The sequence below is a fragment of the Streptomyces sp. NPDC002588 genome, assembly GCF_040295925.1.
Taxonomy (GTDB): Bacteria; Actinomycetota; Actinomycetes; order Streptomycetales; family Streptomycetaceae; genus Streptomyces.
Map to the genome: position 1 here is coordinate 1 of NZ_JBEOWF010000062.1, position 19104 is coordinate 19104.

The following is a 19104-nucleotide window of genomic DNA, read 5'->3' on the forward strand; positions in this document are numbered from 1 at the left end:
AGCCCGAACACCCGGCGGTCCTCCGCGGCCACCGGGCACACAGTCATGTCCACACCCACCCTGACCTGGTGATATTTACGCGTCAGAGTCAAGCTTAGTCGTTGGTGTCACAGCGGGGGCGGTTGATGGCGGCTACGGGCCAGCCAGGTCTGGACGGTATCCGCGAGCCAATACGGTTTGCCGCCCTCCACCACATCGGGAGGCGGAAGCAAGCCGTGCTTGCGGTAGGAACGCACCGAGTCGGTCCGCGCACCGATGTACGCCGCGATCTCGTCGTACGACCAAAGCCTGCGGTCAGTCGCAGGAAGCGGAGTTCGAAGAGGGACAGCCGCGTCCGTGCCGGGCCGTACCCCAAGAGCCTCGCGAAGTCCGGCTTCCGCATCAAGGAGGTCACTGAAGTCCGAGCGCCTGCCGCCGGCGGCGCGCAGGCTGCTGTCCAGCTGCGCTGTCTGGGCGAGGGTGCCGTCCGGGAGCCGGACCACGAGGTAGGCGGGGCGGGCCGGGGAGCCCGCGACCGCCACGATCCCCGTGTCCACCGTGTCGACATGCCACTGGTGGAGTGTCGGTATTCGAGAATCGCAGTATTTGCCCGCAGGGTAAGCAGCCCGCAACCGGCCCAGTCACGTCAGCGGTGACAAGGCGTACAGCTCTCGCCGCACCAGGCGCTGTCGCCGCCTACCTGCGCTCCACGTCGAAGGCTCCGCCCCCGCGACCGTCGGAAGGGCCGTCACCACTCTGGCTGTCCCCGACTGTCTGCCCGATCTGCCACGGGGGCAACCGGGCCCACCGGCGTTCAACAACCCGTCGACCGGCTGATCATCTCCCCGCACGGGGCCGTACTGTTCGGATTCGGCACAATCGATGCCCGAGCGCCACTGCCAGCCATCCGGTGATCGCCGGACGCACTGCCCGGCGGCGCCCTACAAAACGTTGTCCAGCGTCAGGGTGAGCTCGGCAATCCGCCACTCACCGTCGGACTGACGCAGGCCGAACGTATAGACCCCGGTCGAGATGATCTGGATGCTCTCGCCGGTATTCCTCGTCTGCAGCAGGTAGGCCCGCACCTCGGCGGTGGCGGCGTCCATCGTCGTGGCCACGACATTGCTCAAGTGGTGCCGTGTCCTTCCGGCCTGGGCCGTGTGTCCGGCACGGATGAAGTCGAGCACCGCCGTGCGTCCGGAGACCGGGCCGAGCACCCTTTGCCCAGGCATCGTGAAGGTCCAGGTGGTGTCTTCGGCCAGGACGGCTTCCAGCTCGGGCACATTCAGCTCGTCAAGGGCGTGGGCGTAGCGCGCCACCGCCTGCTGGAGTTCGGCGATCACGAGACCACCGTCAGCACGATCTTGCCCTGGATGTGGCCCTGCGCGGCCCGCGTGTGTGCGCGGCCCGCCTCGGACAGCGGGTAGGTGCTGTCCACCCCGACCTGGAGCTTGCCCTCGTCGAACAGGCGCCCGATCCCAGCGAGCTGGGGGCCGTTGGAACGCACCTGAATGTTCGAGACGGTGATGCCCAGACGCGCCGTCTCTTCCGGGTCGTACTGGGCGAAGAACACCGGAAGCATGGTGCCGCCGCGCGTGAGCACGCTCAGGAAGCGTGAGCTGTCCGGGCCACCGACGGTGTCGATCACCAGGTCGACGCCGCTGACCACGTCCGCGGCCCGCGTCGTGGTGTAGTCGATGAACTCATCGGCGCCGAGCTTGCGCAGGAACTGCTCGTGCCGGCCCGAGGCCACCGCGATGACGTGTGCCCCCTTCCACTTCGCCAGCTGCACCGCGAAGTGGCCCACTCCACCGGCGGCCCCATTGACCAGCACGGTCATCCCCGGCGTGATCGGCACCGGCCGGTGCACCTCGCCGGTGAAGGGAGACGGCACGTCGTGGCCGAGATCAACCAGGTACTGCCAGGCCGTCAACACGGCCATCGGCGCCCCGGCCGCCTGCACGTGGTCGATACCGGCCGGCTTGTGAGCCAGCTCCGAAGCCGGCGCGGCCACGTACTCGGAGTAGGTCCGGCCGTCGAATCCGGGGAACCGCAGCATGCCGAAGACCTCGTCACCGACGGCGAACCCCCGCACGTCCGGAGCGACCGCCTGGACCACGCCCGACATGTCCGTTCCGGGGATCAGGGGGAACTCCAGCACCGGCCTCATCTCGGCCGGCATGACCTTCATCCCCTCACGCAGGTACCAGTCCGGCGGGTTGATGCCCACCGCGTGCACCCGGACGAGCACCTCGCCCGGGCCGATCTCGGGGACCGGCACCTCGTCGTACTGCAGAACTTCCGGCCCGCCTGCTTCGTGGAACTGGATCGCCTTCATCGCGCCTGTCGCTTTCTCGGGGAGACGTTGCCCCTTCAGTCAAGATCCAGGACGGCATGGCCGTCCAAGACCGGTTCGGCAACCTCGTCATTCCGAAACGGCATGACACGTACGCTGCAAGGGTGAACGATCTCGGACAGGACATGGAACTGCGGCTGGTGCGCTACTTCACCGTGGTGGCGGCGCACCAGCACTTTGGCCGGGCCGCCGCCGACCTGCACGTGGCCCAGCCGGCGCTGAGCCGCCAGATCCAACGGCTCGAGAAATATCTCGGCGCACGACTGCTGGACCGCACCCCCCAGGGCACCCGGCTCACTCCGGCCGGCCAGACGTTCCTCCCCCGGGCCCAAGCCCTGCTGCAGGCCGCCCACCGGGCCGAGTTGGCCGTGCGTGAACAAGCCGAGACCGAACGAATCGCCATCGGCTACGTCGAAGACCTTGTGATCACTGCCGCGGTACGGGAACTGCGCCGTCGTCACCCTGACGCGGAGATCAGCACCCGGCATCTGAGTTGCCGCGACGTCGGGGCGCTGTCCGACAAGCGCGTCGACGCCCTGATCGCGCGGGCCCCGCTGCCGTTCGCCGCCGAGGACGTGTTCACCACCCCGCTGTACGAGGAGCCCCGGATGCTCGTGGTCCCGCACGGTCATCCCTTGGCCGACCGCGCGTCGGTGACTGCGGAAGAACTGGCCGGCCAAGAGGCGGCGCCGTGCGCGTTCGAGACCGCGGACTGGACTTCCTACCGGATCCTCGGGGCCGACGTGCCGCCGATCGAGAGCTACGAGGACAAGCTCGAACTCGTCTCGAGTGGCAGGGCGATCGCCGTACTACCGGTCGGAGATCGGCGCAGCTCACTACGTCCCGACCTCGTCACCGTCCCGCTCGAGGACGCACCCCCCAGCAGGGTCGTCCTGGTCAGCCGCAAGGGCGACCCGAATCCGATGATCAGGAATCTCCGGCTGACGGCCAAGGCCGTCCTGAGCGGCCCGCCATCCTGACCGGGACCAGGCCGGGCGATGACCATAGCCGGCAGGCATCGTCCAGCCTGAGGGGTACAACCCAAAGCGCGGCGGCGACTTCGCCCAACGCGCGAGCAGGACGCGACCGCGGCAGGTTCGACCAGGCTGCCCGACCCGGCCCCGGCCAGGGCCCCCAAGCGGGGCGCGACCGCTGCCGATGCCGAAGAGCGCCCCTGGTGTCCGCCTGCTCGTTGGTGCACTCGGACGAGTACGCGGACACCCGTCAGATCGCGCGCCCGGCCGTGGACTCTAGACGACTGGTCTACTCGGCTGCTACGGTTCTTGCATGCCAGTCGCCACGCGCACCACGGACACCCGTCGGATCATCCTCGACACCGCCCAGCGGATCATGGCCCGCAAGGGTTACTCGGCTGTCGGTATCAACGAGGTGCTCGCGGAGGCCGGCGTGCCGAAGGGGTCCTTCTATCACTACTTCGCCTCGAAGGACGCCTTCGGTGAAGCGATCCTGAAGAGCTACTTCGCGGACTACCTCACGGACATGGACGGTATTCTCGCCCGCTCCGGCCAGTCGTCGGCCGAGCGACTGATGGCCTACTGGCAGCAGTGGCGCGAGACCCAGAGCGTCGAGGAGTGCCAGGGCAAGTGCCTGGCCGTGAAACTCGGCGCCGAGGTCGCGGACTTGTCCGAGTCGATGCGCCTGGCCCTGAAGGAAGGCACGAGCGCCGTCGTCGACCGTATCGAGCGGACGATCGCCGGCGGCCTGGAGGACGGCTCTCTCTCGGTCGACGGTGAAGCCCGCGACGTCGCACAGTCCCTGTACGACATGTGGCTCGGCGCCAGCGTCATGGCCAAGATCCACCGTAGTCTGGCCCCGCTCGACACCGCCACAGCGACAACCCGCAGGCTTCTGCACCTGTAGAAGGCCCGCGCCTCATGCCCGGTCCGGTCATGGGGCACCCAGTTTCAGCGTCACTAGTAGACTGGTCTAATCACACAAGGAGTGTGTCATGAAGGTTCTGATCGTCCTCACCTCGCACGACGAGCTGGGAAACACCGGCCACAAGACCGGGTTCTGGCTGGAGGAGCTGGCGGCTCCGTACTACCGCTTCAAGGAGGCCGGCTGGGAGATCACCCTCGCCTCCCCGAAGGGCGGACAGCCGCCGCTGGACCCCAAGAGCAACGAACCCGGCTTCCAGACCGACGACACCCGGCGCTTCGAGGCCGACCCCGAGGCGACCAACGCACTGGCCAACACCGTGCGCCTCGACGCGGTCTCGGCCGGCGATTTCGACACGGTCTTCTACCCCGGCGGACACGGACCGCTGTGGGACCTGGCCGAGGACACCGTCTCCGCCCGGCTGATCGAAACCACTCTCCGCTCCGGCAAGCCGGTGGGACTCGTGTGCCACGCACCCGGCGTCCTGCGCCACACCGTCAACGAGGACGGCACCCCGCTGGTCTCGGGTAAGAGGGTCACCGGATTCGCCAACTCCGAGGAGGAGGCCGTCCAGCTCACCGACGTCGTCCCCTTCCTGGTCGAGGACGAACTCACCAAGCTCGGTGGCCTTTACTCCAAGACCGGCGACTGGCAGCCCTACGTTCTGCAGGACGGTCTGCTGATCACCGGGCAGAACCCGGCTTCCTCGGCTCCCGCAGCCGACGCCCTGATCGAGCTGGTCGACAAGGGCGGCGTGTGAGTGCCTACGTGGTCATGCTTCGCGAGCGCGTGACCGACCCGGCCGAGCTGGCCCTCTACGCCAGCTCGGCCCGGGCGGCACGGGCAGGCCACGAGGTGACACCCCTCGTCGCGTACGGGGCGATCGAAACCCTGGAGGGTGCGCCGTTCGACGGTGTGCTGATCCATCGCTTCCCGAGCGTTGAGGACGCGCGGGCCTGGTACGAGAGCCCGGCCTACCAGGCAGCGCTCCCCCACCGCCGGGCCGGTGCGGACTACCGCGTGTTCATCGTCGAAGGAGTCGACGACACCCAGGCCCGCTGAGACGACAAGGTGTCCGTCTGCATCGCACTCCGACGCAGACGGACACCGTCCGGGCCGCAGGCGCCACACCGGTCAGCGGCGACCTGATCGCCGACGCGAACTCGCCGCCTGGCCGGCCATGACGCAGTCGTCGTCTTCCCCGGCGGCAGCCACGGCACGGGAGCGGACCGGACGACACTCATCGACGGCCGTGGCCCGCAGTAGGCCGCCGACTCAGCCCACTCGGCGCCCGCAACGGCTTCGGTCTGTCAGAAGACCCGAGGCGGGGAGCCCGCGGTCAACGCCGTGCCCCAGATGTCAGACACCCAGCCTTCAACCCTGCGGAGCCCACCCGCGGGCCACGGAAGGTCTCGGCGGCGATGCCGCCGCGGACCTGGCGCCGACGATGCCGCCGCCCGATCCGGCCGCACCGTGCCAGGCACTTCCAGAAAGGCCCCTTCCGTGACTCTCACCCTCGAACAGCCTCCTGTCGAACATCGGGTTCTCGGACCCGCTCCCTGGGCCATCGCGGTCCAGGGAGCCGCAGCGCTGGCCGCCAGCAACGGGGTCGGCCGCTTCGTCTACACCCCGATCCTGCCCTTGATGCACGACCAGGCCGGCCTCTCGGCCACGAGCGGGGCGAACCTGGCGACAGCCAACTACGTCGGCTACCTGGCCGGCGCGCTGGCCGGCAGCTTCGCACCCCGGCTGGTCCGCTCCCGCCTGGTGATGCGTGCCTCGATGATCGTGATGGCTGCCTCTCTCGCTCTGATGCCGCTCACGCAGGACGTCACCCTCTGGTCAGGGCTGCGCCTCATCGCCGGGTTCACCAGCGCGCTCGCCTTCGTCCATGCGGTCGGGGCGCTGCTGTCCGGCTTGCGCCGGTCGGCCCCGCACCTGGTCGGCTGGGGATTCGGTGGTATCGGCGCGGGGATCGTATTCTCGGGCCTGCTGGTCCTGGCCGTTCGCGAGGTGGCGACATGGCGTACGGCGTGGTGGATCGCCGCCGTCCTCACGCTGCTGTTGACCGCAGCCTCATGGAACCTCGCCCCGCCGGCCTCACCGGCGCCGGCGGCGGCCGGCGCGGCGAAGGCCCGCCCCCGTACGCACCGTTGGTTCGCCGCACTGGCGCTGAGCTACACCCTGGAAGGCATCGGCTACATCATCGCGGGCACCTTCCTCGTCGCCTCGATCACCCAGGACGCCCCCGGATGGGTCGGCGCAGGCGCGTGGGTCGTCGTCGGACTGGCCGCGATCCCCGGTTCGGCATTGTGGACGGCCCTGGCCCGGCGGTGGAGCCGCCCCACCCTGCTGGCGGTCGCCCTGCTGCTCCAGGCCGCCGGTATCGCCCTCACCGGGCTGGTTCCCGGCAACATCAGCGCGCTCGTCGCAGCGGCTGCCTTCGGCGGCACGTTCGTGGGCATCACCTCCCTGGCCCTCGCCCTCGGTGAGCACCTCCAAGTGCCGCGAGCCGTCGCACTGCTGACGGCGGGCTACGGAACCGGGCAGATCATCGGCCCCCTGATCTCCCGGCCGCTGCTGGGAACCGGCTACTCGGCACCCCTGCTGCTGGCCAGCACCGTCCTGGCCGCCGCGACGCTGGCGGCCGCGGTGCTCAGGATCCGCTATCCGCACCGTGTGGGCCACATGATCGAACCGTCCCACCTGGCACGGAAGTCGTCCGCGTCGCGCCCCCACACCCTTCATGCTCCCTGGCCTCCCCACACCCTCCAGGACCGGAGCAACTGAGGAGAAAGAGCAGCTCTGTCCCCGACGTTCCTGCGGGTGACAGCCCCAGGAACGTCGGGGTCGGCCACCGCGTGCAACGGCTCACCCCAACGAAAGGCCACACCATGTCCACCATCAGCCTGAATGTCGCGACTCGCCTCGCTGCCGCCGCCCAAAGCGCAGCTGAGGAGATGGGCACCGCGATGAACATCGCGATTGTCGATGCCGGCGGCCACCTGCTGCACTTCACGAGGATGGACGGCGCCTGGCTCGGCTCGATCGACCTGGCACTGAAGAAGGCCAAAACCTCAATACTCTTCCCGAAGCCCAGCGGGGCCCTGGGTGAGATCTCGCAGCCCGGCGGTCCTGTCTACGGTATCGAGCACAGCAACGGCGGTCTGATCTCTTTCGGTGGCGGGGTGCCGATCGTGGACGCGGACGACCGCATGGTCGGTGCCGTCGGCGTCTCCGGCGGCACCGTCGACCAGGACGTCCGCGTTGCCGAAGCCGCCGTCCAGGCGTACTGACCCTTTCACCGTCTGCCGCCGGCCCCCAGGCAGTCCGGCGATCGACGCACCGTAAACGGAAAAACGGAAAAACTGCCTCGCGTTGCGAATTGGCGACGCTCCGGACTGGGCAGCATGCCGCGGTCGGCCCGAATGATCTCTGCAGCGGTGAATACCCGACAGTCGTGAAGGAAATTTCGCCCCATGTCTGAACTGATCAACGACGGCACGCTCGCCGGCCGGATCGCCGTGGTCACGGGCGCCTCCAGCGGTATCGGCGAAGCCACCGCCAAGCGCCTGGCCGCCCGCGGCGCCAAGGTCGCGCTGCTGGCCCGCCGCGGCGCCGAACTCCTCTTCCAGGTGCTGACCGAGCGAGAGGAGAAGAACAGCGTCGCCATCGCCTCCAACGAATCCTTCGGTAAAGCGCACATGTTCCGGCGAACTCGTGCCAGGCGGCACCGAAAGTCAACGGGTTCGGCTTTGCCCGGCCTCAGTCATCTGAGAAGGAGAGGCAGACTGCAGATGGCTCCAAGGTCACCTGGTTCTGGGTGTAACAGTCCGCTTGCCGGGTGGCGACCCCGGCTCCACAGTCCCTGCAGACCAGATTCAGGCCATTGCCGCCTGCGGGACCCTGGCAGCAGCCGATTGAACGCATGGGCTCAGGGTGCTGTTCCGTACCAATCATGTCGTCGGGGTGCACGACGAAGCCGGGGACGTCGTTGCTGAACTCGCCCGGTCGATGGTTCGGGGCATAGGTGCCGCGAACCATGCGGGCCAGACGTGTCCGGACACCCGGGATCTCTGACATCGGGACGGGTAGGGGCACTTTCACCTTGGCGACCGGTCCGGTGAGCGGGGATCGACAGTGGTCACACAAGAAACGCGGCACTCTGCTTATTCTGCAGATCGAATACAGTTGTGAACACCGAATTTGTCGCGCTGGTTAGTACTCCGGCTGTAGATCGTGATCAAGGCTGCAGCGGTGGCCTGTGTGCCGCTGGTCTACGCTGCCCTTTGTGATCGCCAAGCTGCAGTGTGTCGTGCTGGATTGTGCCGATGTCCTTGAGCTCGCCCGGTTCTACCAGTCGCTCCTGGGCGGCGTCCTGAACCAGCCGGACCCACGGTGGGCGCTCGGTGAGGGTTGGGCGACCCTCCACACCGACACCAAGCTCGTGCTTGCCTTCCAGCGTGTGGAAGAGCATCGGCCGCCCCGGTGGCCAGACCCTGCTCGGCCGCAGCAGTTCCACCTCGACCTGGGGGTCACGGATCTCGATCAGGCCCAGGAAGAGGTTCTCAAGCTGGGCGCCACGCTGCTCGACGTCGGTGATGCGAAGCGCAGTTGGCGGATCTATGCCGACCCGGCAGGTCACCCGTTCTGTCTCGTTCGGGACTGACAGGGGACGCACATGGGCGCAACCACCGGTGATCATCGCAAGTTGTGTGGACTGACGATGAAACGGTGGCCGCGGGCCACAGCATAGAACCCGCCCGCTGGAAGGAAACCTTCGACAGCCTGATGGGGCGCTTGGCGGGCCGCTTCGCACGGGTCGAACCGCGGCGGCGGGCGGCACGGCTGGTGCTCGGACTCCTGTCGGACCTGCCACGCAAGAACTGCTGGACGATCGCCGAGTGGGCGGGAGAGGCCACTCCGTGCGGTATGCAGCATCTGCTGTGCCGTGCTTCCTGGGACGCGGATGCCGTCAGGGACGATGTTCGCGACTACGTCGTCGAACACCTCCACGAAGAGGAGGCGGTCTTGGTGGTTGACGAGACCGGCGACCTGAAGAAGGGAACCTGCACGGTCGGCGTTCAACGCCAGTACACCGGCACTGCGGGCAGAATCGAGAATTCCCAGGTCGCGGTCTACCTCGTCTACGCGAGCCACCGAGGGCATGCGGCGGTGGACCGGGAACTCTACGTGCCGCGCTCGTGGACCGCTGATCCGGACCGCTGCCGAGCCGCCGGACTGGAGGAGGACACCACCTTCGCCACCAAACCAGAGCTGGCTGCCCGGATGATCGGCCGTTTCCTGGACGCCGGGCACCGTGCGGGCTGGGTCGCGGGCGATGAGGTCTACGGCGGCAACCCCCGGCTGCGGGCCGCGCCGGAAGAACGCGGGGCCGGCTACGTGCTTGCCATCGCCTGCTCAACCGAAGTCACCACTACCGGCGGGAAGTTCCGGGTGGACGCGCTGGCTGCGAAGGTCCCCGAACGGGCCTGGCAGCGGCTGTCGGCAGGGGCTGGCGCCAAGGGATACCGCTTCTACGACTGGGCCGTCATGGACCTCGCCGCCCCCGGAACCGGCCACCGCCAGCTATTGATCCGCCGCAGCCGCACCACCGGCGAACTCGCCCACTACCACTGCTGGTCACCCGCACCCGTGGCTCCGGCCACACTGGTGCGGGTCGCCGGATCGAGATGGCGGGTCTAGGAGACCTTCCAAGCAGGAAAGGGCCTGACCGGGCTGGACGAACATCAGGTCCGCCGCTTCACCTCCTGGTCCCGCTGGGTCACCCTCGCCATGCTGGCCCACGCCTTCCTCGCAGTCATCCGGGCCGACGAGCACGCCCGGCACCCTGCCCCGGACGGGCTGATCCCGCTCACCTGCAACGAGATCCAGCGACTGTTCACCACACTCGTCACCCGGCCTGATCACGCTGTCGCCCACCGGCTCGGCTGGTCCGACTGGCGACGTCGCCACCAGGCACGAGCACGAGCCAGCCATTACCAGCGACAAGCCGCATCCCAGACATGAAGATCATGATCTACAGCTGGAGTATTAGGTGTCAGGCAGGCGCCCGAGGTCGACATGGTCGGCGAGATAGATGAGGGTGGCCTGCGGGTCCATGCCGAAGGCGGCGGCGACGAGCTTGGGGTCCATGGTGTTCACCAGGTCGACGAGGCGGGTGCTGCGGATCATCCGGGGTGGGTGTCTGCAGTCGTCCAGGACATGGGAAACATAGGCAGTTGAGGCCGGGCTTTGCCCGGCCTTGGTTCCTTTGGTGACCATCACATGCGGGTTGACTGTCGGCCACTCCGCGCGGTGCTTCAAGCAGCGTTCCAGCACGGTCCAGGACGCGGGATCCAGCGGGACGGGATGGGGTCGCTTGCCGAGCCGGACGGTCCGGGCCGCCGTGTCGATGTCGGTGATCTTCAATGTCCGGACCTCGGTGCTGGAAGCTCCATGCAGCAGAGCGAGCATGCCGAGCAGGGCCTCGTGCGCGTGAACCTGATCGTTGGTCGTCCATCGACGGAAGAGCTCGCGCTGCTGGTCGAGGGTGAGGGTGCGGCCGCGGAAGCCGTTGCGTTCCTTCACGATCAGAGTGCGGGTCGGGTCGATCAGCACGATGCGCTGGGAACGAGCGAAGCGGAAAAACTGCCGCAGCACCACGAGTCGGCCCTTGCGGGCCCTGGGCGAGGTGGCCAGGAAGGCTTCGACGTCGTGCACGTCGACCAGGGCCCAGTCGTCCTTGCCGCGGTGCTTCGTGAGGAAGCGGGCCAGGTCCCGCAGGATGGACAGGGCGGCTTCCAGGGTGTGGTTGCTGCGGGGGCGAGTGCTGGCCCGGCGGGCCCGGTCCTGGGCCCGCATGCGGGAGGTGTCGAAGGCGGCAACGGCTGGCCTGAGGGGCCTGGGGACGGCATCGATGCGGCGCTTGCGCCGTCCGGCGGCGAGTCGTTCGGCCTGATCGGTGGGCAGGGCCAGGCCGCGATGGGTGAAGAAGTCCTCAAGCGCGCGGGCGAATGTGCCCATCGAGCGTCCTGGTCGTCGGGACCGTTCCAGAAGGGCCTGGGGTGAGTTGGGGTGTTCGTCCTGCAGGAGTCGGCCGAGGCTGGTGATCAGGCCGCAGGCCCGGGAGACGCAGAAACGGGACGCGACATGCGCGACGAAGTCGTCCAGCCAGGTTGGCGAGTTGGTTGCGGAGGTGTTCGCCGCGGATGAAGGGGCGGCCGGGATGTTTCTGCCAGCAGGCTGAGCACAGGCCCAGGCCGGCATGCCGACGTAGTTGCCCGCACTCATGGCAGGTCCGCGGGGGCTGCCTGTCCTGTCGGGGCCGGGAGCAATGTCCGCACCAGCCGGTCTCCTCGCGGAGATATCCCCGTTTGCCGCAGCGAGGGCAGGGCTGCTGGTCGGCGAGTCTCTCGGTCTTTCGCCGGCAGGCTCCGCAGAGCTGGTTGTGGGCTGCACGGACGGATTGGCCGCACTGGTCGCAGACGCGCGAGCAGGTGATGCACCGGCCGGTGTCCTCCTGGAGGACCCGCTCCTTGCCGCAGGACGGACACACCGCCTTTGCTGCCTGTTCTTTCATCCGGCGCCAGCACCGGCAGCAGTGTTGGCGGTCGGGATAGCCGACCGGCCGGCCGCAGGTGACGCAGTCCCGTTGTTTCTTGCTCATGGAGATGTCCGCAGGTCACAGAGGCGGCATCGACCGGCCCCGGGCGGAGCCTGCGGCCTTCGGGAGGTCGGCGACGGGCCGGGGCGGAGCCACAGGCCGCTCGACGGGGGTGGTGTCGATCTCGATCAGGTCGTTGGGGGTGCACTCCAGCGCGGTGCACAACGCGGCCAGGGTGGTCATCTTCACCTGCGAGGGTTCCTTGGTGAACAGCGCGGACACCGACGCCGAGGAGAGCTCCAGGCCGGCCTTCTCGGCCAGCAGTCGCCGCAGCTCGGTCCCGGTCCACACCTCGCGCTGGGCGGCGGCCATCCGCAGCCGCCATCGGATCTTCATGCCGTGGTGTCCTTCCCGGTCAGCTCGGCCAGGGTGCCGGCGACCGCCCGCTGATAGGCGTCCTCGACGAACGTCGCGGAGGGCCGGACATAACGCATGGTTGAACTGACCGTCCAGTGCCCGAGCATCTGTTGGATCGCCACCAGAGGTCGACGCCGCGTTCGTAGTTATGGGTCGCGCAGGCCCTCCGCAGGGCATGCGGGCTGAACCGCTCCGAGGCCGGCCGCCCTTCGAGCTCCATGAGATAGCGCAGCCGGTTGCGGATCGTTCCGCGATGCAGGGCTCCGCCTGACTCGTCGGCGAACAGCACTGGCGAGTCGGGGAACTTGGGGCGTACGTCGTCCAGGAACCATCGCAGCACCAGGTCCAGGCCGTCGAGCATGGGCACCCAGCGGGGCCGGGGCCAGGAGGTGTGAGCCCCTTTGCCGAAGCGGACGTGAAGCTTGCCGAACGGGCCGCGGCTGAAGTGCACATCCGGCTTGTCCAGCAGCGATGCCTCCTCCGAGCGGAGCCCGGCGTGATAGAGGGTCCGGAACATCGCATAGTCCCTCGCGGCGGGTCCGTACTTCCTGGCGGTCGCGATCCGTTGCTTCATGAAGTCGAAGAACTCCGCTACCCGTTCCGGTGTCGGCGGCGGCACCAGGGCCGGGGAGTCGTCGCCGACATGCCGGGAGGCGTTGAACTCGTCGACCGGGCAGACCCGCCGAACGCCGAACGCTGCCTCGATCTCGGTGGCCTTGCGGGCCTGCAGGAACCGGTGGAAGCCCTTGAAGATCTGGACGTACTCACGCCGGGTCGACGTCGCCCGGCCCTTCACCGCGAGGTCACCGACCACCCGGTCGATGTCCTCCGGTGTCACCTCCCACGCGGGTCGCCCCAGGGCCGCGAGGGTTCGCTCCAGCAGGCCGATGTCGTTGTCGATGGTGACCGGGCTGAACCCGCGGGCCCGCCAAGAGGCGACGAACGCGTCGACGCATGCGGTCTGGAACTGCCAAGGGTCTGTCGCCAGCGGTTCCTGCGGGACGGCCCCGCCCGCGATGACCTGGAGTCTGGCCTCGGCCACCGGCACACCTTCCTCGCACCTGAACGGTCAAGGCAGCACCTTGAAAACCAGGTTGCTACCGAGAGAACCAACGAGGACCTCAGGAACTGGATACGGCCAGGTGGCAGCCACAACTCTTGTGAGGGAACAAGTGCCAGCCCCAGATGGCTGGACCAAGACCTTTACCGACCCACGCCTCTGCGCGGCCATCGTCGACCGGCTCACCTTCAACGGCACCATCATCGAGACCGGCACCGACTCCTACCGCCTCGCCAGCACCCGTGCACGAGCCGAGGACCCCACCAAAGCCGGCTGAGCCTCCCGGGGCTTGTTGCACAATGACTTGACCAGTACACGAGTATCATCTGACATGGCCTATGTGATCACTGCCGCTCACCCTGACGACGCCGCGGTATTGGGGCCCTTACATCTGCGGAACTGGCTGGAGAACTACCTCAACGCAGACGCGGGGGTCGATGAGGCCTGGGATCCGTGAGCACCGCGGTTCGTCCGCCACTGCGGAAGGCATCACGCAGTGGCGAGAGTTCATCGAGGTGGCGAACCAGCACCCTGCCCCACACTTCTGCCGTGTCGTCCGGTCCGAGACGGAGATCGTCGGCTATCTCTGTGGCCACCAGGACGAATCGGGATCGGTCACCCTCGGACCGATGTATCTGCTGGACCACGCCCAGGGGCACGGACTCGGTGGCTACATGATGACCGAGTTCTTCACCTGGGCAGGACCTTCACGCATCCGTCTGGGGGTCGCCGACTACAACGAACGGGCGATCCGGTTCTACCAACGCCACGGCCTTGAGATTGCAGGCGAGCGTTACCTCTGGCGAGGAAGAATGCCAACCCTGCCTATGACCCGCGAGGCCCACGACTGCAGCTGAGCACAGACATCGGGCCGTGCCCGATCACCGCGCCGCCGTCATTTCTCGGGTTCTGGCTCAGATTCCGTGATCTGGTTACTGAGCGTTCGGGTGCCCATGAAGTTGAGCTCGGAGAGAGTGGGCTATTTGGTCTGCCTGGTCAGCCGTTACTCGCTCCTGCTCTGGTCGCCGAAGCAGCTCGAAAATGCCCGGCCCACGATGCTCTGGTTGCAGATCTGCCATGCGCGGAACGATGTGGAAGTGCACGTGCGCGAAGCCTTCGGCTTCGGCAAATTGGACGACATAGGTCTTGGCGCAACCAGTCACGCTCCGAAGAGCCCGGGAGAGCTTGACCTGCCACACCCCTAGGGCAGATGCCTCAGCGTTGGTGAGGTCATGAACTGCGGCAACGTGACGCCGAGGCAGCAGCACCAGCCAGCCGGGCACTGCGGTGTTGAAGTCGTGGGCCACCCGCCAGTGCTGGTCAGATACCACGCACTCGCGTGGTGGAAGGTCGTCGAACTCTGCTTCCTTGCTGCAGGCGTAGCAGTCAGGAGTAGTCGTCATGAAATGAGATCGTAGAACTGTCTCGCTGCAAAACCCCTGTCGGCCTCAGTCACCAGTCACGCCAGGAGAACTCTTTTTCGGAGGAGTTGGAAGCCGGCGCGTCCGAACATTTGGCGCTTGAACATCTGATTCGGTTGACGTGTCCTTCGACGACGCCGGAGTTCCAGGGCAGGGTGAGGCCGGCGATGACGGATGGCGGAGGTAGCCGCGATCAGCGCTGACCCATTCTCGGCAAGGTCGTCGATGTCCAAGACGGACGTTACTCGGGGTGTCTCCGTCGTCTGATGGGTGCCGAGCTGACCACCGAAGTCGCCGTGCCCGCGTGGGTGCCACAGTTCGGCCGGCAGTTCGGGTGCGACGGGGCAGATGGTCGCGGAGACCGTGGCAGGACCGCCGGCGGCAGCCCGATCCCGCGCATGGCGGGCCAGCGGGCGCAGACCGCACCAGATGTCCACGACCAAGTCCTCGTCGAGGATCCGGCTCACAGTCGCGGTCTCGTCCTCTTGGCCCGGCGGGGCAAGAGAGGCGCGATGGGCGGCGAAGGCGCCGGCACCGCTCTGGTGCAACTCGCACGCGATCCAGCTGGCCTTGGCCGGCTCGCGGCCGCCGTGCGCGATCAGGCGGCGGCTGCCCACCATCACGTGGCGGACATGCGCCCCCCGCGGGAAGACGAGCAGGTCCTTGTCGCGGGTTTCCTGCTGGAAGGTAATCAGCAAGCCCTGACCGGGCTTGTCCGGGTCCTCGATCTGGCGGACGTCGAAGGTGGGCAGCGGGTGGACCATGTCGGCGACGATGCTGCGGAATCGCAGCACCTCGCTGTCGCTGAGCGCGACGCCGGGAAGCTCGGCCGCTCGGGCCTGGTCGTCTTCCGGCAACTCCAAGGAGCAGCACTCCGCCGGCCGTGGCGGAGGGCGCCGGCCGGGACGCGGAGGCAGCCGAGTTGCTCGCCGCCCGGATCCCGGACGAACACCGTTGTGACACTCCGTGGTGCTGCCGCGGCCTCGATTCCGACACGGCGATCGGTTTGCTCGCCACGATCCACGAACGCCAGGGCCGCGTCGATGAAGCAATCGCTCTGCTCCGAACCCGGGACGCCACCTTGGTCAACGGCCGGGACCTGCTGGCCGATCTGCTCGCCCGGCACGGCCGGACCGGGGAATTGCGCGCCTACGCAGCAGCCGAGAGGCTGGGGTACGCCGCGCAGCGCCTCGCGGAACTGCTGGAGGAACGCGGTGACGTGGAGGGGGCGATCGCGGCATATCGGCAGGCTGACGCACCTGCCGCCTACGACCCCGACTCGGCTGTCCACCTCGCGCAGCTGCTGGCCCGGCACGGCCGGGGGAACGAAGCAATCGAGGTGATGCGCCACCAGGCCGACGCCCGCAACGGGGACGACTGGATCCTCCATGCTCTGTCCGACCTGTACCTGGACCAGGGCCGCCCCGAGGACGGCCTGGCGCACCTCGACGCCCTCGCCGCCGCCCGCGGGGGGCGAGGAGGGCTGGGACCTCCTTTGGATACGACTTTCGCTGATAGCCGCCTGCGACCGGGCTGACGAAGCGATTGAGCGGGCCCGGGCTCACCCCGAGGGCGCCACTTGGTACGCGGCACGACACATTGCCGAGCTGCTCGCCGGTGCCGGACGCACCGAGGAGGCTGTCGCCGTGCTGCGCCCCCACGCCCCCGCAAACAGCCACGACCTGGCCGGGTACCTGATTGGCCTCGGCCGCATCGAAGAGGCCGTGGCCGTCCTTCACCAGGACAAGCCTCGTCCGCCACAGCCCTCGACCACCGTTGTTGGCCGACGTGACGGGCTTCGAGCAAGGCGATCCAGTCGGAACGTCCGGGGCCGGTTCGCTGCAAAGAGGCCGTACCGCGCGGGCGGCGGCCGGGGGGCGGGCTCGCGGGCGGGAGCACCCGGACGAGCGGCCGCCGCTTTACCTTCTCTTTGCAACGCGGGGTGGTGCGGGTCCGTCTCTGGGTGCGGCTGATGAACATCGTCCCATCAGGAGAGACCCGAACCATGCATCCCAGCAGCTCGCCGAGCCGCCGTTCCTCCCGTCTCCGCCGCGCCACCGCGGTCGTCGGCCTGTGCGCGGCCCTCGTGGGCGCGCCCGCCGCCGCGGCCGCGTCGCGCGCGCCGGTGGTCCCGCCCGTCGTCACCGCCGCCCAGGTCATGCCGCATCTGGAGGCCCTGCAGCGGATCGCGGACCGGGACGGGGGCAACCGCGCCCACGGGACCCGGGGCTACCGCGATTCGGTCGCCTATGTGCAAGCCGCCCTCGACAAGGCCGGTTTCCGCACCACCCTGCACCGCTTCACGCACGACGGCAGGACTGGCTACAACCTGATCGCTGACTGGCCCGGTGGCGACGCCGACCACATCGTGTTCGCCGGCGCGCACCTGGACAGCGTGCCGGAGGGCCCCGGCATCAACGACAACGGCTCCGGCTCGGCCGCACTGCTGGCCACCGCCCTGGAGGTGGCCAAGTCGAAGCTGAAGCCGCAGCGGCATCTGCGGTTCGGCTGGTGGGGGGCCGAGGAGCCTGGCATGATCGGCTCCGCCGCCTATCTGAAGGATCTGTCCCCCGCCGAACGCAAGCGGATCGACGTCTATCTGAACGTCGACATGGCCGGGACGAAGGACATTCGGAACTGGCTCGTCGTCGATGACGACCCCGCGGCGTTCGCGGCCTTCGACGACTATTTCAAGGCCCGGAACATCTCCACCATCGACATCGGCATCGGCGGCAGCGACCACGTGTCGTTCGGCGACGCGGGCATCCCGGTGGGCGGCTTCGCCACGGGCATCGACGACTGCACGCACTACACGTGCGACCGCATCGAGAACGTCGACCCGGCGACCGAGACGACCAGCACCAACGCGTTCATCAGCACGGTCTGGCAGCTCGCCGCGCGCCACTGATCCGCGCCGTCCCCCACCACCCGAAGGAGCAGACGCATGCCCGTCCGCCGCAGCACCGCAGCCCTGGCCTCCGCAGTCGTCGCCGGAATCGTGCTGACCGCCCTGCCCGCCTCCGCCGCACCCGGCGGCGCCGGTGACCCGTACTACCCGCAGGACGGCAACTCCGGCTACGACGTCACCGAGTACGACGTCCGCGTGAACTACGACCCCGCGCACCCCCGCCAGTTGGAGGGCGACACCACGGTCACGGCCGTCGCCACCGAGAAACTGGACCGGTTACACCTCGACCTGGAGGGCTTCTCGGTCACCTCCGTCACCGTGGACGGCACGCCCGCCCGCTCCGTGTCCCGCGAGGACGCGCACGAGCTGGTGATCACCCCCGCCCGGCCGCTCGCGAAGAACGCGCGCTTCGCCGTACGGGTCCGTTACTCGGGCAAACCGGTCGGCGAGGGCTGGCACACGCTCGCCGACGGCGGCGCCAACGCGACGGGCGAGCCGCACTCCGCCACCGCCTGGTACCCGGCCAACGACCACCCCTCCGACAAGGCCACCTTCCGGCTCACGGCCACCGTGCCCACCGGCTGGACGGTGATGGGCAACGGGCGGCCGGGCGCCACCACGGAGGCCGGGGGCAAGACCACGTTCCGCTGGTACGAGGACCGGCCGATGGCCACCTTCCTGAGCACCATCGCCATCGACAAGTTCACCGTGCGGACCTCGAAACTCTCCGACGGAACCCCGGTCATCCATGCCTACAGCCCCGAGGCGACCGTGAATGCGGAGGACGAGGCGCTTCTGCCCGAGGTGATCGACTTCCTCGCCTCCAAGTTCGGCCCCTATCCGTTCTCCTCGGCGGGCGGGATCGTCATCACGGGCAACGACGACGACACCGGGCCGCTCGCCCTGGAGACCCAGAGCCGGCCGACGTACGTCGGCAGCTTCTTCGACATCGCCATGGTCCACGAGAACACCCACCAGTGGTTCGGCAACAGCGTCTCCATCTCCGACTGGCGCGACGGCTGCCTGGCCGAGTGCTTCGCGCAGTACGCCAGTCAGCTGTGGGACGAGGAGAAGCACGGCGCGGACCTGGACACCGGGTTCTACCGCTCGATGCTGGAGGAGAGCGCGGCAGACCCCGACTTCTGGACCACACGGCTGTACGATCCCGGCGCGGGCGATGAGCTGGCGAGCGGCCTGTACTTCAAGGGGTCGATGATGCTGCACGCCCTGCGGCGGTACGTCGGCGACACGGCGTTCTTCGGCACGCTCAAGCGCTGGCAGCGCGACCACCGGTACGGCAATGCGTCCTGGCCGCAGTTCGAGGCGCTGGCCCAGGAGGTGTCCGGGAAGGACCTCACCGGGTTCTTCGGCGCGTGGGCGCACGGGACGACCGTACCTGCGGACAAGTACCTCTACCCGGGGTCGCTCGGGGCGCTGGCTCCCCACTAGGCAGTGGAC

At 68.2% G+C, this 19104-nt stretch carries 19 protein-coding genes and 3 pseudogenes; 14 read left to right on the forward strand and 8 right to left on the reverse strand.

Annotated elements, in window-relative coordinates:
• Nucleotides 1–107: 107 nt before the first annotated feature.
• The 3 genes from ABT057_RS44190 to ABT057_RS44205 all read right to left on the reverse strand — a co-directional run bounded on the left by ABT057_RS44190 (nucleotide 108) and on the right by ABT057_RS44205 (nucleotide 2317).
• Nucleotides 108–269 (reverse strand): MarR family transcriptional regulator, encoded by a 162-nt coding sequence (locus ABT057_RS44190; protein ID WP_352350245.1) that lies wholly within the window; start codon nucleotides 267–269, stop codon nucleotides 108–110.
• A gap of 651 nt (nucleotides 270–920) precedes the next feature.
• Nucleotides 921–1322, reverse strand: a complete 402-nt coding sequence (locus ABT057_RS44200; RefSeq protein ID WP_352350133.1) for a nuclear transport factor 2 family protein — start codon at nucleotides 1320–1322, stop codon at nucleotides 921–923.
• Nucleotides 1319–2317 carry an NADP-dependent oxidoreductase gene (locus ABT057_RS44205; RefSeq protein ID WP_352350135.1) on the reverse strand — a complete coding sequence of 333 codons (999 nt, stop codon included), beginning with the start codon at nucleotides 2315–2317 and terminating at the stop codon, nucleotides 1319–1321. Before ABT057_RS44205 ends, ABT057_RS44200 begins: the two co-directional genes overlap by 4 nt.
• Before the next feature lie 122 nt (nucleotides 2318–2439).
• On the opposite strand from ABT057_RS44205, the gene ABT057_RS44210 reads away from it, so the two are divergent.
• The 9 genes and pseudogenes from ABT057_RS44210 to ABT057_RS44255 all read left to right on the forward strand — a co-directional run bounded on the left by ABT057_RS44210 (nucleotide 2440) and on the right by ABT057_RS44255 (nucleotide 10264).
• Nucleotides 2440–3315 carry a LysR family transcriptional regulator gene (locus ABT057_RS44210; RefSeq protein ID WP_352350137.1) on the forward strand — a complete coding sequence of 292 codons (876 nt, stop codon included), beginning with the start codon at nucleotides 2440–2442 and terminating at the stop codon, nucleotides 3313–3315.
• A gap of 307 nt (nucleotides 3316–3622) precedes the next feature.
• Complete coding sequence (locus tag ABT057_RS44215) at nucleotides 3623–4216, forward strand: TetR/AcrR family transcriptional regulator (RefSeq protein ID WP_352350139.1); 594 nt, start codon at nucleotides 3623–3625, stop codon at nucleotides 4214–4216.
• Nucleotides 4217–4304: 88 nt separating this feature from the next.
• Nucleotides 4305–4994, forward strand: coding sequence for a type 1 glutamine amidotransferase domain-containing protein (locus tag ABT057_RS44220; RefSeq protein WP_352350141.1), 690 nt, complete (start codon nucleotides 4305–4307; stop codon nucleotides 4992–4994).
• Complete coding sequence (locus ABT057_RS44225; RefSeq protein ID WP_352350143.1) at nucleotides 4991–5296, forward strand: DUF1330 domain-containing protein; 306 nt, start codon at nucleotides 4991–4993, stop codon at nucleotides 5294–5296. The genes ABT057_RS44220 and ABT057_RS44225 overlap by 4 nt, the downstream gene beginning before the upstream one ends.
• A 441-nt stretch (nucleotides 5297–5737) precedes the next feature.
• Complete coding sequence (locus ABT057_RS44230) at nucleotides 5738–7024, forward strand: YbfB/YjiJ family MFS transporter (RefSeq protein ID WP_352350145.1); 1287 nt, start codon at nucleotides 5738–5740, stop codon at nucleotides 7022–7024.
• A 104-nt stretch (nucleotides 7025–7128) separates the two neighbouring features.
• Entirely contained in the window at nucleotides 7129–7530 is a 402-nt protein-coding gene (locus ABT057_RS44235) for a GlcG/HbpS family heme-binding protein (protein WP_352350147.1), read from the forward strand.
• Between the two features lie 258 nt (nucleotides 7531–7788).
• Nucleotides 7789–7929 (forward strand): annotated as a pseudogene (locus ABT057_RS49325) (IS21-like element helper ATPase IstB); the annotation flags it as partial.
• Between the two features lie 596 nt (nucleotides 7930–8525).
• Nucleotides 8526–8903: a VOC family protein gene (locus ABT057_RS44250; RefSeq protein ID WP_352350149.1), complete on the forward strand. Its 378-nt coding sequence runs from the start codon at nucleotides 8526–8528 to the stop codon at nucleotides 8901–8903.
• Nucleotides 8904–9025: 122 nt separating this feature from the next.
• Nucleotides 9026–10264, forward strand: a pseudogene (locus ABT057_RS44255) (IS701 family transposase).
• 24 nt (nucleotides 10265–10288) lie between these two features.
• Here ABT057_RS44255 and ABT057_RS44260 read toward each other — a convergent pair.
• The 3 genes from ABT057_RS44260 to ABT057_RS44270 all read right to left on the reverse strand — a co-directional run bounded on the left by ABT057_RS44260 (nucleotide 10289) and on the right by ABT057_RS44270 (nucleotide 13299).
• On the reverse strand, nucleotides 10289–11260 hold the full coding sequence (locus tag ABT057_RS44260) for a tyrosine-type recombinase/integrase (protein ID WP_352350151.1): 972 nt from the start codon (nucleotides 11258–11260) through the stop codon (nucleotides 10289–10291).
• A 658-nt stretch (nucleotides 11261–11918) separates the two neighbouring features.
• Entirely contained in the window at nucleotides 11919–12236 is a 318-nt protein-coding gene (locus ABT057_RS44265) for a helix-turn-helix domain-containing protein (RefSeq protein WP_352350153.1), read from the reverse strand.
• A 19-nt stretch (nucleotides 12237–12255) separates the two neighbouring features.
• The gene (locus ABT057_RS44270) at nucleotides 12256–13299 is read right to left on the reverse strand and encodes a tyrosine-type recombinase/integrase (protein WP_352350155.1); all 1044 of its coding nucleotides are present in this window, start codon (nucleotides 13297–13299) and stop codon (nucleotides 12256–12258) included.
• A 145-nt stretch (nucleotides 13300–13444) separates the two neighbouring features.
• Between ABT057_RS44270 and ABT057_RS44275 the strand changes: the two are divergent.
• Nucleotides 13445–13594: pseudogene (locus ABT057_RS44275) on the forward strand (ATP-binding protein); the annotation flags it as partial.
• 160 nt (nucleotides 13595–13754) lie between these two features.
• Nucleotides 13755–14174, forward strand: a complete 420-nt coding sequence (locus ABT057_RS44280) for a GNAT family N-acetyltransferase (RefSeq protein ID WP_352350157.1) — start codon at nucleotides 13755–13757, stop codon at nucleotides 14172–14174.
• Between the two features lie 75 nt (nucleotides 14175–14249).
• On the opposite strand, the gene ABT057_RS44285 is transcribed toward ABT057_RS44280, so the two are convergent.
• On the reverse strand, nucleotides 14250–14720 hold the full coding sequence (locus tag ABT057_RS44285; RefSeq protein ID WP_352350159.1) for an HIT family protein: 471 nt from the start codon (nucleotides 14718–14720) through the stop codon (nucleotides 14250–14252).
• A gap of 56 nt (nucleotides 14721–14776) precedes the next feature.
• Entirely contained in the window at nucleotides 14777–15601 is an 825-nt protein-coding gene (locus ABT057_RS44290; RefSeq protein ID WP_352350161.1) for a hypothetical protein, read from the reverse strand.
• A gap of 20 nt (nucleotides 15602–15621) precedes the next feature.
• On the opposite strand from ABT057_RS44290, the gene ABT057_RS44295 reads away from it, so the two are divergent.
• The 3 genes from ABT057_RS44295 to ABT057_RS44305 all read left to right on the forward strand — a co-directional run bounded on the left by ABT057_RS44295 (nucleotide 15622) and on the right by ABT057_RS44305 (nucleotide 19095).
• Nucleotides 15622–16275 (forward strand): tetratricopeptide repeat protein, encoded by a 654-nt coding sequence (locus tag ABT057_RS44295; RefSeq protein ID WP_352350163.1) that lies wholly within the window; start codon nucleotides 15622–15624, stop codon nucleotides 16273–16275.
• 468 nt (nucleotides 16276–16743) lie between these two features.
• Entirely contained in the window at nucleotides 16744–17646 is a 903-nt protein-coding gene (locus ABT057_RS44300) for a M20/M25/M40 family metallo-hydrolase (RefSeq protein ID WP_352350165.1), read from the forward strand.
• A 36-nt stretch (nucleotides 17647–17682) separates the two neighbouring features.
• Nucleotides 17683–19095, forward strand: a complete 1413-nt coding sequence (locus ABT057_RS44305) for a M1 family metallopeptidase (RefSeq protein WP_352350167.1) — start codon at nucleotides 17683–17685, stop codon at nucleotides 19093–19095.
• Nucleotides 19096–19104: the final 9 nt, after the last annotated feature.

What these genes read in the sequence shown, in the direction of transcription:
- ABT057_RS44205 (WP_352350135.1), bottom strand. Translation starts at nt 2,317, where the DNA reads ATGAAGGCGATCCAGTTCCACGAAGCAGGCGGGCCGGAAGTTCTGCAG.
- ABT057_RS44215 (WP_352350139.1), top strand. Translation starts at nt 3,623, where the DNA reads ATGCCAGTCGCCACGCGCACCACGGACACCCGTCGGATCATCCTCGAC.
- ABT057_RS44220 (WP_352350141.1), top strand. Translation starts at nt 4,305, where the DNA reads ATGAAGGTTCTGATCGTCCTCACCTCGCACGACGAGCTGGGAAACACC.
- ABT057_RS44235 (WP_352350147.1), top strand. Translation starts at nt 7,129, where the DNA reads ATGTCCACCATCAGCCTGAATGTCGCGACTCGCCTCGCTGCCGCCGCC.
- ABT057_RS44260 (WP_352350151.1), bottom strand. Translation starts at nt 11,260, where the DNA reads ATGGGCACATTCGCCCGCGCGCTTGAGGACTTCTTCACCCATCGCGGC.
- ABT057_RS44265 (WP_352350153.1), bottom strand. Translation starts at nt 12,236, where the DNA reads ATGAAGATCCGATGGCGGCTGCGGATGGCCGCCGCCCAGCGCGAGGTG.
- ABT057_RS44280 (WP_352350157.1), top strand. Translation starts at nt 13,755, where the DNA reads ATGAGGCCTGGGATCCGTGAGCACCGCGGTTCGTCCGCCACTGCGGAA.
- ABT057_RS44285 (WP_352350159.1), bottom strand. Translation starts at nt 14,720, where the DNA reads ATGACGACTACTCCTGACTGCTACGCCTGCAGCAAGGAAGCAGAGTTC.
- ABT057_RS44300 (WP_352350165.1), top strand. Translation starts at nt 16,744, where the DNA reads ATGCATCCCAGCAGCTCGCCGAGCCGCCGTTCCTCCCGTCTCCGCCGC.
- ABT057_RS44305 (WP_352350167.1), top strand. Translation starts at nt 17,683, where the DNA reads ATGCCCGTCCGCCGCAGCACCGCAGCCCTGGCCTCCGCAGTCGTCGCC.